This window comes from Afipia sp. OHSU_II-C1 (assembly GCF_000497575.1).
Classification (GTDB): domain Bacteria; phylum Pseudomonadota; class Alphaproteobacteria; order Rhizobiales; family Xanthobacteraceae; genus Afipia.
Window position 1 is genome coordinate 12,198 of record NZ_APJI01000024.1, and the last position, 15,217, is coordinate 27,414.

At 60.7% G+C, this 15,217-nt stretch carries 20 protein-coding genes; 11 read left to right on the top strand and 9 right to left on the bottom strand.

Features of this window, described 5'->3' with window-relative positions; translation table 11 throughout:
* Positions 1-23: 23 nt before the first annotated feature.
* Both I554_RS0123435 and I554_RS0123440 read right to left on the bottom strand, forming a co-directional pair.
* Positions 24-575: a hypothetical protein gene (locus I554_RS0123435; RefSeq protein WP_244432840.1), complete on the bottom strand. Its 552-nt coding sequence runs from the start codon at positions 573-575 to the stop codon at positions 24-26.
* 49 nt (positions 576-624) lie between these two features.
* Positions 625-1,470 (bottom strand): helix-turn-helix transcriptional regulator, encoded by an 846-nt coding sequence (locus tag I554_RS0123440; RefSeq protein WP_024577081.1) that lies wholly within the window; start codon positions 1,468-1,470, stop codon positions 625-627.
* Between the two features lie 103 nt (positions 1,471-1,573).
* Between I554_RS0123440 and I554_RS0123445 the strand changes: the two genes are divergently transcribed.
* From I554_RS0123445 to I554_RS0123455, 3 genes are all read left to right on the top strand, one after another.
* The gene (locus I554_RS0123445) at positions 1,574-1,867 is read left to right on the top strand and encodes a hypothetical protein (protein ID WP_024577080.1); all 294 of its coding nucleotides are present in this window, start codon (positions 1,574-1,576) and stop codon (positions 1,865-1,867) included.
* A 33-nt stretch (positions 1,868-1,900) separates the two neighbouring features.
* The gene (locus I554_RS0123450) at positions 1,901-2,302 is read left to right on the top strand and encodes a hypothetical protein (protein ID WP_024577079.1); all 402 of its coding nucleotides are present in this window, start codon (positions 1,901-1,903) and stop codon (positions 2,300-2,302) included.
* 140 nt (positions 2,303-2,442) lie between these two features.
* The gene (locus I554_RS0123455; RefSeq protein WP_024577078.1) at positions 2,443-2,646 is read left to right on the top strand and encodes a hypothetical protein; all 204 of its coding nucleotides are present in this window, start codon (positions 2,443-2,445) and stop codon (positions 2,644-2,646) included.
* A 15-nt stretch (positions 2,647-2,661) separates the two neighbouring features.
* Here I554_RS0123455 and I554_RS0123460 read toward each other — a convergent pair whose 3' ends face one another.
* Together I554_RS0123460 and I554_RS0123465 are read right to left on the bottom strand one after the other, a co-directional pair.
* Positions 2,662-3,378: an SET domain-containing protein gene (locus tag I554_RS0123460; RefSeq protein ID WP_024577077.1), complete on the bottom strand. Its 717-nt coding sequence runs from the start codon at positions 3,376-3,378 to the stop codon at positions 2,662-2,664.
* Positions 3,379-3,671: 293 nt separating this feature from the next.
* Complete coding sequence (locus tag I554_RS0123465) at positions 3,672-4,415, bottom strand: WHG domain-containing protein (protein WP_024577076.1); 744 nt, start codon at positions 4,413-4,415, stop codon at positions 3,672-3,674.
* Positions 4,416-4,525: 110 nt separating this feature from the next.
* On the opposite strand from I554_RS0123465, the gene I554_RS0123470 reads away from it, so the two are divergent.
* From I554_RS0123470 to I554_RS0123480, 3 genes are read left to right on the top strand one after another with little or no spacing between them, the layout of a single operon-like run.
* Positions 4,526-5,095: a hypothetical protein gene (locus tag I554_RS0123470; RefSeq protein ID WP_024577075.1), complete on the top strand. Its 570-nt coding sequence runs from the start codon at positions 4,526-4,528 to the stop codon at positions 5,093-5,095.
* A gap of 43 nt (positions 5,096-5,138) precedes the next feature.
* The gene (locus I554_RS0123475; protein WP_024577074.1) at positions 5,139-5,519 is read left to right on the top strand and encodes a hypothetical protein; all 381 of its coding nucleotides are present in this window, start codon (positions 5,139-5,141) and stop codon (positions 5,517-5,519) included.
* 10 nt (positions 5,520-5,529) lie between these two features.
* The gene (locus I554_RS0123480) at positions 5,530-6,096 is read left to right on the top strand and encodes a septation protein IspZ (RefSeq protein ID WP_024577073.1); all 567 of its coding nucleotides are present in this window, start codon (positions 5,530-5,532) and stop codon (positions 6,094-6,096) included.
* A gap of 9 nt (positions 6,097-6,105) precedes the next feature.
* Here I554_RS0123480 and I554_RS0123485 read toward each other — a convergent pair whose 3' ends face one another.
* Positions 6,106-6,708 carry an isochorismatase family cysteine hydrolase gene (locus tag I554_RS0123485; protein WP_024577072.1) on the bottom strand — a complete coding sequence of 201 codons (603 nt, stop codon included), beginning with the start codon at positions 6,706-6,708 and terminating at the stop codon, positions 6,106-6,108.
* Between the two features lie 341 nt (positions 6,709-7,049).
* Here I554_RS0123485 and I554_RS0123490 point away from each other — a divergent pair, with 341 nt between their 5' ends.
* Positions 7,050-7,346 (top strand): hypothetical protein, encoded by a 297-nt coding sequence (locus tag I554_RS0123490; RefSeq protein ID WP_024577071.1) that lies wholly within the window; start codon positions 7,050-7,052, stop codon positions 7,344-7,346.
* A 374-nt stretch (positions 7,347-7,720) separates the two neighbouring features.
* Here I554_RS0123490 and I554_RS0123495 read toward each other — a convergent pair whose 3' ends face one another.
* Entirely contained in the window at positions 7,721-9,055 is a 1,335-nt protein-coding gene (locus tag I554_RS0123495; RefSeq protein WP_024577070.1) for a carotenoid oxygenase family protein, read from the bottom strand.
* A gap of 83 nt (positions 9,056-9,138) precedes the next feature.
* On the opposite strand from I554_RS0123495, the gene I554_RS0123500 reads away from it, so the two are divergent.
* The gene (locus I554_RS0123500; protein WP_024577069.1) at positions 9,139-9,720 is read left to right on the top strand and encodes a TetR/AcrR family transcriptional regulator; all 582 of its coding nucleotides are present in this window, start codon (positions 9,139-9,141) and stop codon (positions 9,718-9,720) included.
* A 16-nt stretch (positions 9,721-9,736) separates the two neighbouring features.
* On the opposite strand, the gene I554_RS0123505 is transcribed toward I554_RS0123500, so the two are convergent.
* From I554_RS0123505 to I554_RS0123515, 3 genes are all read right to left on the bottom strand, one after another.
* A complete protein-coding gene (locus I554_RS0123505) occupies positions 9,737-10,054 on the bottom strand; it encodes a hypothetical protein (RefSeq protein ID WP_024578193.1) in 318 nt (105 codons plus the stop codon).
* 34 nt (positions 10,055-10,088) lie between these two features.
* On the bottom strand, positions 10,089-10,601 hold the full coding sequence (locus I554_RS0123510) for a DUF2867 domain-containing protein (RefSeq protein WP_244432841.1): 513 nt from the start codon (positions 10,599-10,601) through the stop codon (positions 10,089-10,091).
* 70 nt (positions 10,602-10,671) lie between these two features.
* Positions 10,672-12,324, bottom strand: a complete 1,653-nt coding sequence (locus I554_RS0123515) for a fumarate hydratase (protein ID WP_024577066.1) — start codon at positions 12,322-12,324, stop codon at positions 10,672-10,674.
* A 210-nt stretch (positions 12,325-12,534) separates the two neighbouring features.
* On the opposite strand from I554_RS0123515, the gene I554_RS0123520 reads away from it, so the two are divergent.
* From I554_RS0123520 to I554_RS0123530, 3 genes are all read left to right on the top strand, one after another.
* Complete coding sequence (locus tag I554_RS0123520) at positions 12,535-13,077, top strand: hypothetical protein (protein WP_024577065.1); 543 nt, start codon at positions 12,535-12,537, stop codon at positions 13,075-13,077.
* A gap of 233 nt (positions 13,078-13,310) precedes the next feature.
* Positions 13,311-13,784 (top strand): hypothetical protein, encoded by a 474-nt coding sequence (locus tag I554_RS0123525; protein WP_024577064.1) that lies wholly within the window; start codon positions 13,311-13,313, stop codon positions 13,782-13,784.
* Positions 13,785-13,798: 14 nt separating this feature from the next.
* The gene (locus I554_RS0123530; RefSeq protein WP_024577063.1) at positions 13,799-14,992 is read left to right on the top strand and encodes a DUF3644 domain-containing protein; all 1,194 of its coding nucleotides are present in this window, start codon (positions 13,799-13,801) and stop codon (positions 14,990-14,992) included.
* Positions 14,993-15,217 lie beyond the last annotated feature (225 nt).

A 15,217-nucleotide genomic window follows, 5' to 3' on the forward strand; every position in this document is an offset into this window, starting at 1 on the left:
GCGCTGTAAACAGCGGGACGCTTTTATCGCGCGAGTTGAGCCTGCTTCACATAGGCTTCGATCGCGGCGAATCCGGCAGCCTTCGGCATGCCTTCGAGAACGTCGCCGGGCGTGCACCAGGGATATGGCAGGCGGGACAGCCAGGCCATTGTCGCCGTCAGTTCGGCGGCGGGAAACAGATTCATGATATCGATCGTGATGACGAGCTTTTCGACCAGACCGTCCGAACCGAAGGTCCAGTCGTAGCGTCCGCAGCCGACCCGGACCTGACCGTCGCTCTTGGTGGACATCCCCACCAGCCAGCGGCACGCGAAATGACATGGATCGGCATCCGACGGGCGCGAGAGGCAAACGGTATAGACGTTTTCGTAGTCGACGCCGAAGCGCCGCACGAGAACATCCGCGATTTCGCTGACGCCCCTTGCCGTGCTCGGAAACGAGATGGCGTCGGTCTTCACCACCATTTCAAGCTCTGCATTCGCCGCGAAGGCGCGCGTCATCAGGAACGGCCGGTTGCCGTCCTTGGCGAGAATGTAGGTTTCAACGGCGGCAGCGGGAATGATCATGATGTCCATCGGTCCAGGCGGTTTCCCGCTTGTAGGCGATGAACGACAGGACCTGCAATCACCGCGGCTGCATTGCCCTCATGAATGCAGCGGTTTTCTCGTCCGCCGGAAAGAAAGTCTCCAGCGCCAGTTCCGACAGCGTGACGTCCACCGGCGTGCCGAAGATCATCGTGGTTGAGATGAAGCTCAGCACTTCATCGCCGAACCGCATCTGGAAAGGGATCGCCACGGAATCGGCGAGGTTCGTGCGCGCCCCGCCCCGCGCGGGGATCGGATAGGTTTTCAGTTCGTCATAGAGCGCAATCAGCACCGGATCGGCAGTGGCCTCGCACTGGCGATGCAGCCGCTCCAGCAGATGCCCGCACCATTCCGCAAGATTGACCGTGAGTGGTGCGAGACCCTGCGGATGGAAACTCAGGCGCATCACATTGAGCGGCGGCTTCAGCAGCGACGGCGCAACACCCGCGAGGAACGGCGCGATCATCGCGTTGGCCGACACCAGATTCCAGTGCCGGTCGACGGCCAGCGCCGGATACGGCTCGTGCGCCTTCAGCACAAGCTCCATCGCCTGACGCGCGGCCGCGAGTGCGGGATCATCCAGCGAGCGCGTGGGAAACGCCGGCGCGAAGCCCGCTGCGACCAGAAGCACGTTGCGCTCGCGCAGCGGCACGTCGAGACGCTCGGCAAGGCGGAGCACCATGTCGCGGGACGGCGCGGCGCGGCCGGTCTCGACAAAACTCAGATGCCGCGCAGAAATCTCGGCATGGCCCGCAAGATCGAGCTGGCTGAGATGGCGGCGCTGCCGCCATTCGCGCAGGTGCTCACCGAAATGATTGGGCCGGGTCTTCACTAAAGACTTGGCGGGCGATTTGACGGCGCGGCGCGCCGAAGATGGTGCGTTCATCATGCCGGAAACCTACCATGCAGAATTCACGCGTTCCATTACCTGCAAGGTAATCGATTTGGTCCCGCCGCAGGATCATCTTCCGCATCACAGGAGATGACCGATGACCACGCGAACGACATCACCACCACAGCCCGCCACTCAGCAGCCGCCATCGGCGAAGACCAGCCGGACCGCAGGGTTCGACACTTCCATCATCGCGACAAGCCCGCTGGGCTGGATCGCCAAGCTCGCAAAGCGCCTGCTCGCGCAGTCGCTCAACATGCCCGAGCCGCTTCTGCACAACACCGGCGTCTTCGTGTTCGCCCATGTGCAGGCCGCCGAAGACCGGGCGCTGAAGACGCTCTGCCCGTTCACCCTGCTGCGTCAGGCCCTCGCCCGCCGCCGCAAGTTCTGACCCGACCACCGCCAACCCCAAAGGAGAACTGACATGATCAATGCGTCCCCCTTCCTGCGCCGCGCCCTTCAGATCGATGCGATCTTCAGCGGTGCCGCCGCGCTGATGCTGGTGTTCGGCGCCGGCTTCTTTGCTTCGCTGCTGAATCTGCCGGAAACATTTCTGCGCAACACCGGCCTCGTGCTGGTGGTGTTTACCCTCGGCGTCGGTTACCTCGCCTCGCGCGACATGATGTCAAAGGCTGCGGTATGGGCTGTGATCGTCATCAACGCGATCTGGACCATCGACAGCATCGTGCTGCTCGCCAGCGGCTGGGTCTCTCCCAACCTCCTCGGGCAGGCCTTCATCGTGATGCAGGCGATTGCCGTCGGCGTGTTCGCGGAACTGGAGTTCATCGGGCTGCGCAAGAGCGAAGGCGCCGTTGCGGCGCGCTAACACCCGTCCCCCCAAGCGAAAGCCGGGCCGGACATCCTGTCCGCCCGGCTCGATTTTTCGATAAAAGTTTAACGATCTCCGTTCCGGCCATTTAATCCGGGTCCGCTAGCTTTGGTCCCTGTCGTTGATGGGAGCCGAAGATGTCGGTTATCGAAGCGGAATTTGGAATGACCACCGAAGACACGTTCGATCACCGCCTGCCGCTCGTTCTGCTGCGCGAGCGCCGCCGCGAACTGGTGATGCAGATGGGCTCCGGCGCGCCTGCCCTTTCAAAGGCCCTGATTCAGGAAATCGCGGCGATCCAGCAGACCATCAAGGCCGTCGAAGCCGTCATAGCCGAATAGCAGACCGGAATTCTGCTAAGCCTGTTTCGCACGGCCCGCGTTTTGCGCCTGGACAAGCTGTGAGAGCGGCCGGGTCCGCGCCGACTTGGTCTTGGTCGGCTTGCCGGTGCCTCGAGCGTGCGGATTGGCCTTTACACCCGTCTTTGCGCCCGCCAGCACGGTCTTGCGCTTCGATACGGCTGTCGCCTTCACTGCCTTGACGGCCTTCTTCACAGACTTGTCAGCTTTCCTGCCGACCTTGAGCGCCTTTTTGGCGGCCTTCTTCTCGGCCTTCAGCTTCAGCCGCAGCTTTTCCGCGCGAGCCTCGGCGCGTTTCTTGGCACGCTTCTTCTCGCAGTGGTCGCACTTGCAGCCGATCGGCTTGAGGAAGATCTTGAAGTAATCGGTACCGTAATCGTAGTTGATTTCCTCGCCCGGCTGGATGGTCTTGATGGCGCGGATCACAACCTTGCGCTTGCGCGAATTGACGTCGGATTCGGCGTTCGGGCGGCAGGCGTGGTTGATGTAGCGGGCGATATTCTTGCGGACCGAACCGTCGATGGTCCAGCGATTGTTGATTTCGAACAGATACTTGTTGTCGATGTCGTCGTGCTTCTTGTTCTTCGAATCGAGCATCGGCCCGAAATAGCGGATGATCTTGGTGCCCTTCTTGATCTTCTTGGTGGCGAAGAGACCGAGGCCGGTCTTGGAGCGGCCGATGCGATAGGGCTTGTTCGAGGATATTTCGGGCATGGCTCACTGCAGGACGAACGAGGAACGATACGAGAAGACTGAAGGCTTATGGCCGTGTTCTAATGCGATTCCACGCATCATGACATGATTTTCGCGTCAGGCCCATGAACGATCCACACGCCTGTCGCGACCAACCGCGAGACGTGTGACAACACACCCTTGCAAAACAGGTTCCAGATCGTGCCGGGCACATTTCACAGCGTTTTCATGATGACGGTGATACCCGCGAGCGCCTTCGCCGGCACGGCATCCGGGCAACCAGCTCAAAATGTCAGCAGCTTGAAGGCTTCAAGTTAAAGCGGCCGATGGTCCGGCATCAGCATCGCGGCCAGCAGCGACTCTTCGGTGGTGCCGGGCGGCAGGCCATCCATGATCGGCGAGAGCCGGCCGTCGAGATAGAGCATCGCGAAGCCGTGAACCAGCGACCAGATTCGCGCGATATCGGCCGCCTGCTCCAGCGTCAGATGGTCGGGTACGACCTCTTCGTGACGGCGCGCCGCAACGATGCCGGCGAGTTTCCGGAAAGCGGATTCGGACGCCTCGCGCAGCGCTGGCCTGTCGTGATCGAGCCGTTCACCGCGGAACATCAACTGGAAAAGGCAGGGATTCTCGCGCGCAAAGGAGACGTAGGCGCTGGCCTTGCGCGCGGCGACGGCTTCCGGAGCGGTCTCGCTGCACGTCGCCGCACCGAGCTGCTCGGAAAATTTCGTGAACCCGATCGCCGCCAGTTCGCTGAGCAGGCCGGTGACGTCGCCAAAATGATGGGACGGCGCGGCATGAGAAACGCCTGCCTCGCGGGCCACCGCGCGCAGCGTCAGCCCATTGATTCCCTCACGCTCGGCAACCTCTTTAGCCGCCTTGAGCAAAGCGCCGTGCAAATCGCCGTGATGATACGGCTGCTCGCGATCAGGCTTGTGTGCGGCTTTGGCTGCGGAGGGAGTGGTTTTTTTCACAGACACGGGCTTGGACAGCGGCTTTCTACCAGCCGCTGCGGCCTTGGGGAGTTTCTCCCGCTTTGCTGCGTTTTGAGCACCCATGATCGCAATCTAGGTATGCATTTTGACGCTGTCAAGATTTTCCTTGACGACAGCCATGAAGGCGACTAAATGCATCTTTACAGCGTCAAGATATTCCCAGGCAGGCAGCCATGGCCCTCTTTTTAATTCTTGCCCCGTTCGCCACCTTCGCCACGCTCATGCTGCTGACCACGGTCAAGGTCAGCCTCGCAGCCAGCGCGGCGGTCGCCCTCGGCCTGGTCCTGCGAGATATGATCGAAGGCCGCTCGATCAAGATGCTGCCCATCGGCGCCCTGGTTATTTTCACGTCGCTGGCCGGATATCACTTTATCGCCGCCGCCGAGATGAGCCCGACATCCGTCCGCCTTGCCGTCGACGGCAGCATTCTGGCCATCGCGCTCGGTTCGATCGCAATCCGCGTCCCTTTCACGCTGCAGCATGCGCGGGAAGTGGTCGATGCCGAAACCGCCAAGCTGCCGCGCTTTATGCGGACCAACTACATCCTCACCTGGGTCTGGAGCGCCGCCTTCGTTCTGATGCTGGTCGCGGACATTGTCTCGATCTATCTGCCCAGCACCCCGCTGTGGGTTTGCGCCGCTATCGCGTTCGCCGCCCGCAACACCGCCGTCTACTTCACGAAATGGTACCCGAAGCACGTTCGCGCCGAGATCGCGGCCAGCGCCAATGCGGCTGCTGCCTGATCCCGACCACAGCGCAATCCGTTACAAACTCAAGGAGCCTTCGATGGCCCGCACTGCTCTCAAGATTGTCCTCGGCTTCCTCTCGACTGCTGTCTTTTTCGCGGCCTTCGCTCTCGTCGGCGATGTCGTGCTGGCGGCCTTGGCCGCGATCTCCGTGGTCGTCGCCCAGATCGTGTTCGGGCGAACCACCAGCGCGAAGCCAAGCGTCGCGATCTGGGGCAGTCTCGCAATTGTCCTGACGCTCACCGGCGTTTCTCTCGCCGGCGACGACACGACTGAGCCGCTGGTATCGCAGACCGACGTCACCGGCACGGTGACCGATTGCGCCTGCAAGCCCGCCGCCAAGGTGCGCGGCTTGCCCGTCCCGTTCCGCCACGCTCCGGAAGCCCCGAAAGCCCTTGCTCCTGCGCCCGGCCCCGTGTGACAGTTGCGGCATGGCCGCCGTCTTTCGTCAGCTCTTCGTCGATTTCTTCTCCACCATCGTCTTCCTCGTGGTCTATGCCGCGACGGGAGACATCTTGATCGCGACAGGCGTCGCCATCGCAGGCGCGATCGGGCAATTCATCCGCGCGCGGATCAAGCAGCAGAAACTCGACATCATGACGTGGGCGAGCCTCGGGCTCGTTATCGTCCTCGGCAGCGCGACGCTGCTGACAAAAGATCCCCGCTTCGTCCTGATCAAACCCAGCATCGCGCATTTCGCCATCGGCGCGATCATGCTGCGCAAAGGCTGGATGCTGCGTTACCTGCCGCCGATTGTGCAGGAGAACATCCCTCGCCTCGTCACCATCGCAGGCTATGCCTGGGCCGTTCTGATGTTCGTCCTCGGCATCGGTGTCATTGTGTTCGCCATGATTGGCGACGTGAAACTGTGGGCGTTTTACGTGACCGTGATCGCCATCGGCGCCAAGGTGCTGGCATTCGCCATTCAGTATGTGGTGTTCCGGGTCACCATCACCCGGAAACTGCGGGCCGCGGCGGCAGCGGCGGCGGCAACCTGAAGCCGCACGTTATCTTCCCCATTTTTCGATGATCTGCTCCGTATCTGCAATCTCGATCTGCACGTCGAAACGCCGGCGATAAAGATCGGTCAGCGCATCGTGGCTCTCGTCCGATGAACTGCAAACGGCGTCAGCGGCCAGGATCACGCGATAGCCATGATCGACGGCGCCGAGCACCGACGACAACACGCAGACATCGGTCTCCGATCCGCTGACAATCAGAGTGTCGCATTGCCGCGCACGCAGTTCTGCGTGCAGCCGGCCATTGGCGAATGCCGAATAAACCAGTTTGTCGAACACAACGGCCGGCGGCACGAATCTCTGCAATTCAGGCATCAACTCCAGCAGGCGCGGATCGAGCCTCTCGCGTGTCGTTTCCGGCCACTTCTCGTAGTAGCGCGCCCAGGTGCCCGGCATATCGCACGCGCGATGCGGCGTGATGAAGCGCGTGAAAATGGTCCGCACCGGCGCATGCCCCGTCAGGGCGAGCGCATTGGGAAGCACCCGCTCCATCCAGGGCGTCGGCCAGGGACCGTCGCTGGAAAATATCCGCTGCATATCGATGCAAAGGTGAACCGCATGCGAGGGCACTTCCCGCTTTAGCTCTCCCATGGCTCGGCTCCTCTGGTGTCCTGAAAACCGAAGTTCGCTTCACGTTTGCGGCGGGCGCCATGGCGAACTTCGGATTCAAAAGGACCCTGGTAGTGAATCTGGTGTGGTTTGGCTCGCAACTCCGCAAAAGCGTGCTGCAGATGGAGCGGACATGCGAGCCACCACACCAGCGCCGGGACAAACGGTCTTCGCGCATGGGGGTTCCGGCGCGGATATGTCCGCCGCGTGACAAATCGCACCTGACAAAATTGGCGCCGGCAGTGCAAAATACGCTATATCGGCGCTGGCGCGTCCTGCTTCAGACCAATTCAGGCTTGCGGGACGCGGAGAGAGGGAAACACATGGCAGTTGACGGAAACTGGAATATCACCCTGAGCACGCCGCTTGGCGATCGCGATGCGACGCTGACGCTGAAATCCGATGGCGGCGCGCTGACCGGCAAGCAGGCGGCGGACGGCAACGAAGCCGATATCGTTGACGGAACGGTCAATGGAAACGACGTGGCATGGAAGGCCTCGATCACCAATCCGATGCCGCTGACGCTGGCTTTTACCGGCAAGGTCGACGGCGACTCCATCTCCGGCGATGTCAGCATCGGCCCGATGGGCAGCTTCCCGTTCAAGGGAACGCGGGCGTAAGACCTTCTCCCTCTCCCCGTTTACGGGGAGAGGGTTGGGGTGAGGGGCTGTAGCAACGAAAACAGCTAGTGAGCTCCGCCTGTCGGCGCAAATTTTTCTGCACGCACAGTCGTCATCACCGGGCTTGTCCCGGTGATCCACGTCTTTGTTCCTTCGCTCACAATATGTTTGAGGCGCGGATGGCCGGGTCATAGGCGAGCGAAAGCGACGCCGTTCTTCGAACGGCTATGCCCGGCCATGACAACTTCTTGCTCCGCGCATCTTCAACCGCTCGTCCCCGCGAAAGCGGGGACCCAGTCCTGGCTTGAAGAACTGGATTCCCGCTTGCGCGGGAATGAGCGGAGATTACAGCCTCACCAACGCGGCAAAATCCATTACACCCCCGGCATCCAGTTGCCGTGAAAGCCCTGCGGCACCCGCGCCGGCAACTGAATCCGCGCCACCGGCTTGGACTCGATGTTCTGCGCATCGAGAATGATGAAATCGCTGGCATCGCGCGCGCGGTCGTAGACAAATCCCATCAGCCAGCCGTCGTCTTCACCGCTGCTGCCGTCGGGCGCGACGTGCACAAATTCGCCCGGCAGGCCGGTCCTGAAATCGTGCACCGTGCTCTTGCCCGACTTCAGATCGTATTTGCGCACGCTGCTGTATCGCGTCGATGCGAGATCCGTTCCGGTATCGACTGAATAGACGATGTTGTGATGCGAACCGGTCAGGCTCTCATTGACGCGCGGGAATTCAATGGCGCGGTCATCGAGCTGCTGCTCCTGGGCCTTGGTGGCACCGGGCGGAATCCGCCAGCGCTTCAGGATTGCCTTGTCGAAGCTCGTCGCCGAAGGCCCGCCGCGCCAGAGTTCACTGTACCAGGCCACATCGATCACGATGGTGCCGTCCGCTTCCTCGAAGGCGTTGGCGACGTGGAAGACATAGCCCGGCTCGACTTCCACCCAGCGCAGGGATTCGATGCCCGCGCCGCGCTTGAGGATTCCGAGCCGCGCGCCATAGCTGTCGTTCCACGCGAACGGCATGGTGCCGCGCTGCGCGGCCGGCATGTCGAACACCACCGGCAGATCCATGAAGATCACGTGCTCCGACGTCATCGCGAAGTCATGCATCATGGTCGGCGCCTTGGTCGGGATCGGAATGCTGCACATCAGCGCGCCGCTCGCGTCCACCGCATGATAGGTCAGGAACGGCGGCACGAAGCCGTAACCGAAGAAATGCAGTTCGCCCGTGGCCGGGCAGATTTTCGGATGCGCCGTGAACGCCGTGTCGAGCTTGCCGCCGTAATCGTGGAAGCCGACCGTATCGAGATCGCGGGTCATCATCATCGGCAGCGCGTTCTCGACCAGCGCCATGATCTTTCCGGCATGCGCGATGACGTTGGTGTTGGCAGTCGATGCACGGATATCGGGAACACCCGGCCGGCGCGGCGCGCCGTTGAAGCGCGGGGTGCGGACCCAGCGGTTGCGGTACCACTCCGCCTTGCCGTTGTTCAGCGAGACGCCGTGCAGCATGCCGTCGCCCATGAACCAGTGGCCGGAATGACCCTCGCGCGGATTGGCCCCGTTGCGCGCATAAAGCCCGTTCAGTTCGGGCGGAATCGCGCCTTCCACTGGCAGATCGAACGCGGTCACCTCCTCCCGAACCGGGGCGAGATTGCCCCGCTCCCAGAACGGCGTATCGGCCCCTGCTTCCACCTGGCTCATTGTTTGTCCTCCCTGATGCTTCTGGTTTTAAGTAAGCAGTGCATACTTTACGACTCGGCCAGGCCAATGTAAACACCAGTTACATGAAGCCGGTAAAAAAAGAGGCCTATCACCACGGCGACCTGCGCAGCGCCCTGGTTGCTCTCGCGATGGAGCGCGTCCGCAAGGGCGGCGCGGAGAACTTCAGCCTGCGCGAAGCCGCCCGCGACGCCGGCGTCACCTCGGGCGCCGCCTACAAGCACTTTGCGGACAAGGATGAATTGCTGGCCGCCGTCGCCGCCGAGGCGCTGCTACTGCTGGCGAAACGGACGCAAAAGGCGACAGAAGGACTGAAGGGCAAGGAGCGCCTGAGCGCCGCGGCGATGGCCTATATCGACTTCGCCTCCGCGGAGCCGCGGCTGTTTCGCCTCGCGTTCAGCCGCTTCGGCTCGAACAGCCACGCTGAAGTCGACGGCATTCCGGATTCATTCGAGCAACTGCGCGTCGCAGTCGCCGGCGTTCAGACCGATCCAGGCAAGCCGGTCGATACGGATGCGCTGGCGCTGGCATGGGCGGTCGCGCATGGCGTGGCATCGCTGATCAGCGACGGCATGTGGAAGAAAAACGATCCGCGTGTCGCTGCGGCGTTGCGGCTGTCGTTCAAGGGCATCGCACCGGGGAAGTAACCTGCGACGGCACGCGTCACCGTTTGCAGACTCCCTCGACGCGCTTTCTGTAATCCGCAATCGCAGTATCGATCGCGCCGACATTCTGCGCGCGGTTGGGACCGGCGTCGCAGCGTTCGATGACGCCGCGCTGCCCGGTCAGCGCCGCGATGTACCGGCGATAGGCCGCGCACATCGCAGCGTCGGTGCTGTCAGTGAGCTTTTCGATACCGGCACGCGCCCTGCGGACGTTCTGATCGGCGGCCGCATGATCCTCGCGGCAATCCGCCAGGGCGGAAGTCGCGCCGCACATCAGCATCATGACGATTGCAGCAAACAGGCTTGAGCGATGCATTGTATCGATCCGTCCCACGCCCTAACGACGAGCGTTACAATCGTCCTGCGGCGACCGCGTTTGAAATGATCCGCTTCACACCCCATTTGTGAAACGGCACGATGAAGAACAGGTAGAGCTTTCCGAACAGATTATGCACGGTGCAGATCGTCGTCACGATGACGCTCGCCGTTTCGGCATCCATGACCTTCAGCACCGAGAGCCTGAAGTCCAGATGCTTGTTATCGCGGCCGGCAACGAGTTCGTTCTCCGTCAGAATATAGATCGGCCAGACACCGATCTTGTCGCCGACGCTGTAGCTGTTCTTGGACGTGAAGTTGAGAATTTCGGAGTCCGATGCCGCATCGAGACCGAACAAGCGGACAATCCGGTTTCGCACGATCAGGATAGCCTTCATCCACACCGGATGGTGGGCGAAGATGGCGATGAAGATATCGGTCACGCTCGCCTGCGGACGGCTCAAGGGAGCCCTATACGAGTCCCGAAAATACGCAGCCTCGATCACACTGCGATCCAGCATGCTCAACAACGGCGTATCGCATTCCACGACGGTCAAATCGGCTCCCTAAATTTGAAGCTGACGCCGGTCCGGGCCCGAACAGCGTCAGCATCAAAGGCTACCCCAGATTCAATTCCTTGAAGAAGTCGTTGCCCTTGTCGTCCATGATGATGAACGCGGGGAAGTTCTCGACCTCGATGCGCCAGATCGCTTCCATGCCGAGTTCGGGATATTCCACCACCTCGACCTTCTTGATGCAGTGCTCGGCGAGGTTCGCCGCCGAGCCGCCGATCGAGCCGAGATAGAACCCGCCGTACTTCTTGCAGGCGTCGCGCACCGCCGCCGAGCGGTTGCCCTTTGCCAGCATCACCATCGAGCCGCCTGCCGCCTGGAACTGGTCGACGAACGAATCCATGCGTCCCGCCGTGGTCGGACCGAACGAACCCGAAGCATAGCCTTCCGGAGTCTTCGCGGGACCTGCGTAATAGATCGGATGGTTCTTGAAGTAGTCCGGCAGCGGCTCGCCCTTCTCAAGGCGCTCACGCAATTTCGCATGAGCGGAGTCACGCGCCACGATCATGGTGCCGGTGAGCGACAGCCGCGTCTTGGTCGGATACTGCGTCAGTGTGGCGAGGATGTCCTTCATCGGCTTGTTGAGGTCGATCTGCACCACCTCGCCGCCGAGCTTCGCCTCGACCTCGGGCAGATATTTCGCCGGATTGTGCTCCAGCTCTTCGAGATACACGCCGTCCTTGGTGATCTTGCCGAGCACCTGACGGTCGGCCGAGCAGGACACCCCGAGGCCAATGGGGAGCGACGCGCCGTGGCGCGGCAGCCGGATCACCCGCACATCGTGGCAGAAATACTTGCCGCCGAACTGCGCGCCAACGCCGAGCGACTGCGTCATCTTCAAAATTTCCTGCTCCATCTCCAGATCGCGGAACGCGTTGCCGTCCGGCGAGCCCTGCGTCGGCAGTTCATCGAGATAGCGCGCCGACGCAAGCTTCACCGTCTTCATGCAGAGTTCGGCAGAGGTGCCGCCGATGACGATGGCGAGGTGATACGGCGGACACGCGGCGGTGCCGAGCGTCAGCACCTTCTCCTTCAGGAACGCGTGCAGGCGATCCTTGGTCAGCAGCGAGGGTGTGCCCTGAAACAGGAAGCTCTTGTTGGCGCTTCCGCCGCCCTTCGCCATGAACATGAACTTGTAGGCGTCATCGCCCTCGGCATAGATCTCGGTCTGCGCCGGCATGTTGTTGGCGGTGTTCTTCTCCTCGAACATCGACAAAGGCGCCACCTGCGAATAGCGCAGGTTGCGGCGCAGATACGCATCGCGCGCGCCTTCGCTCAGGGCTGCTTCGTCATCCCCCTCGGTAATGACCCGCGCGCCCTTCTTGCCCATGATGATCGCGGTGCCGGTGTCCTGGCACATCGGCAGGATGCCGCCGGCGGCGATGTTGGCGTTCTTCAGAAAGTCGAACGCAACGAACTTGTCGTTGTCGCTCGCCTCGGGATCGTCGAGGATCTTGCGAAGCTGCGCCAGATGCCCCGGCCGCAGATAGTGGTTGATGTCGCCGAAGGCCGCTTCGGACAGCGCGCGCAGCGCCTCGCGCGACACCACCAGCATCTCCTTGCCCATCACGGTTTCGACCCGGACGCCCTCGGTCGTGATCTTGCGATACGGCGTCTTGTCCGCGCCCAGCGGAAACAGCGGGGTGTGCTTGTAGGGTGGAACGGCCTTGGGCGACGGGATGGCGGTCGGAGCGTTCATAACGGGTCTCGCGGGTTGGAAAGGCGAAAACCGCTGGACTTTCAAGGGCCCGGCTCGCGCCTCGTCTGAAGTTTGAACCGTTCTAATCGCTTTTCCGACAAAAGGAAGATGGCCCAAAGCTGATCCGTCGCTTGCAGGGCGGCTGTGCGCCGCGCGCGGACGCGCTAAGTTCCGGCCTTTCAGAATGGATTTCGATCAGGACTTTCAGACATGACCCCCGCTACGCCGGTGATTGCCGATCCTGCCGCGCCCGAGCCCACATCCTTGCCTGCCCCGCAAATGCTCGGGCTGCGCGCCGTGCTCATTATTCTGGCCCTGATCGAGGCTGGGCTCGGTCTCTCCGACGCGCCGACATTGTTCGGCGACATGTCGCATATCGGCTCGGGCATCGGCGCCGGTCTGGTCAAAGCACACCTCGCCGCACATCCGGTGCTGGCCATCGCCGCGATCGTGTTCGCGGCCATGGGCCGCGTGCGGCACGCGATCGTCGCACTCGGCACCATCATCATCATGGCGTGGCTGAGCGACATGCCGTCGGTCGTCGCGCACGGGCTCGAGTTCAGGAGTGCGTTCGGCGCGGTGGAAACCATTGCGAAGATCATCGCCTTCCCGCTGATTGCCGCCTGCGCCATCGCCTATGCGGCGCATAACGAACACCTCGGCCGCGCGACGTTCCTCGTCGCGGTCCCGACGCTGTTCAATGTTGTGCTGATCGTCGGATTCGCGATCAGCGTGATGATCCACGGGTTTTGAATTCTCACAACGACGCATCTTCTCCCTCCCCCTTGTGGGGAGGGTCGGCCAAGCGAAGCGAGGCCGGGGTGGGGGTACATCGTTACGCTTGCAATCTTCGACGCTGAATGACACCCCCACCCGGTTTGCCGCGTATCCGCGCGACAAACCACCCTCCCCACAAGGAGGAGGGACAAAAGTGCCCACCTTGCGCAAAGCAATGCCGCACGCTTGAATACCCACGGGGGGAAACCATGACAAAACGAATTTCATTGTCCGGATGTGCAGCCACCGCGCTTGTCGCGGTCACAATGCTCGGCAGCACCCCTGCCCGCGCCGACCGCTGCGACGATCTTGCCAAGGATCTCGTCAACCAGATTCCCGGTCTCAAGATCGGCAAGACGGTCGCGGGCGTGATCTACCTTGAGCATCCCGCTGTGACTCAGGCGTCGCTCGGCTGCTCGAGCCGCAACCGCACCAACGACGTATTCGCCTCCACCGACAAGAAAAAGCCGGCGGAAGCCTATTACGATTTCCTCGGCACGGCGGCGGCGCTGGTGTTCACGATCCCCAAGCCGGATGCTGTCAAGGGCGCGAAGCGCTGCGTCAGCCGCACCAACCTCATCCGCGGCTACAATATCGACTCACGCTACCGCAAGCTCGACATCCACTGCACCGTCGCCAAGACCGGCGTGCGGATCACGATGTCGCGCGAGAAGGGTGTGTGAGGGCGTAAAAAATTATGGCTATCCAGAAAAAGGGCGGCAGCCTTACGGCTGAAGAGAAACGCATAGTCAAAGCACTTCTCGGCGAAGGCTGGCGCAATCAGGACATCCAAGCGCTCGTGAATATAGGGCGACATACAACTGTCAACAGCGCGCGAATTACCGGGGTCAAGCAAAGCACTAGCATAAAGCCCGCCAGCCCTGACGAAGTCGTTTTTTATAAGAAAAAGAAGGAGTCCTACGATTGGTCTACGGGACTAAACCTGTATGACGATGAAAGGCTGATACGATCTCGCGAAGCTATGATTCTCGCAGTACACGTATTCAATAGCCCTTCGTGTCAATTTAAGACCGAAATATTTGCCGTTCTGGTCAATATCGCATGGACCTATCTGCTTCATGAATTTTACATTCGAAAAGGCGTCAAAATAGTAGCCTCAAATGGTTACTCTCTGCTCCTCGGTTCAATGCTCGGGCGCGCAGACTGCCCTCTTTCGCAAGGGATAAAGAATAATCTGAAAGCCATGAAGCGAATACGCGACGAGGTCGAACATCTGCTTCTCGGTAGGACTGACCTACGATGGTCAACGCTATTCCAAGCCTGCTGTCTAAACTACGAAACGACCATCGTGAAGTTGTTTGGGGAAAAGCTGTCTCTTCAACGAGAGCTTTCTTTTGCTCTGCAATTTGCAAAGCTTGATATCGATCAAATAAATTCATTTCAAAATTACGAGATACCGGAAAAAATATCGGCACTTGATGCAAATCTCAAGCAAGGATTGTCTGACAAAGAATTGTCAGACCTGGAATATCAGTTTCAAGTTTTTTATAGCCTCAACAGCGCGTCGAAGAGTGCGGCTGGAATTAATTTTATTAAGCCCGGCACTGACCAAGCGAAAGACGTCAACAACGTCTTAGAGAAATACAAACTGGCTGACGATCAATACCCCTATAAGCCATCAACAATTGCGAAACTGGTAGCAAAAAAGGCCAACAAGAAATTCTTGCTTAGTCATCACACTCAAGCGTGGCGATTATACAAAGTACGCCCACCCAAAGGTGCGGCTCAACCCGAGAACACGAACAAAAAATATTGCGTTTATCACTCAGCACACCGGGATTACACATACTCAGAAGGCTGGGTTGATTTCCTATCTGAGCAAATCGCCACAGACGATGGGTTCAACAAGATTAAGGCCGTTAGGCCCTAATGACTAAGCTTGACTCCTTCTTCTATAGGACTATATTCCTTCTTGTCCCGCCCCGTCATGAGGGGCGTTTCGCGATCGTCACGATACGCGGGGCGGGATGCGGTGGCCGCGCGCGGTGTTCGAACGCGGCAGGATGATCGGGCGCGCGTCTCGCAAGAGGCTGCGCCGTTTTTGTCCTGTCGTGTTGACGACCACGCCGTTCGCGGACGGCCCAAGGCGTGTCAT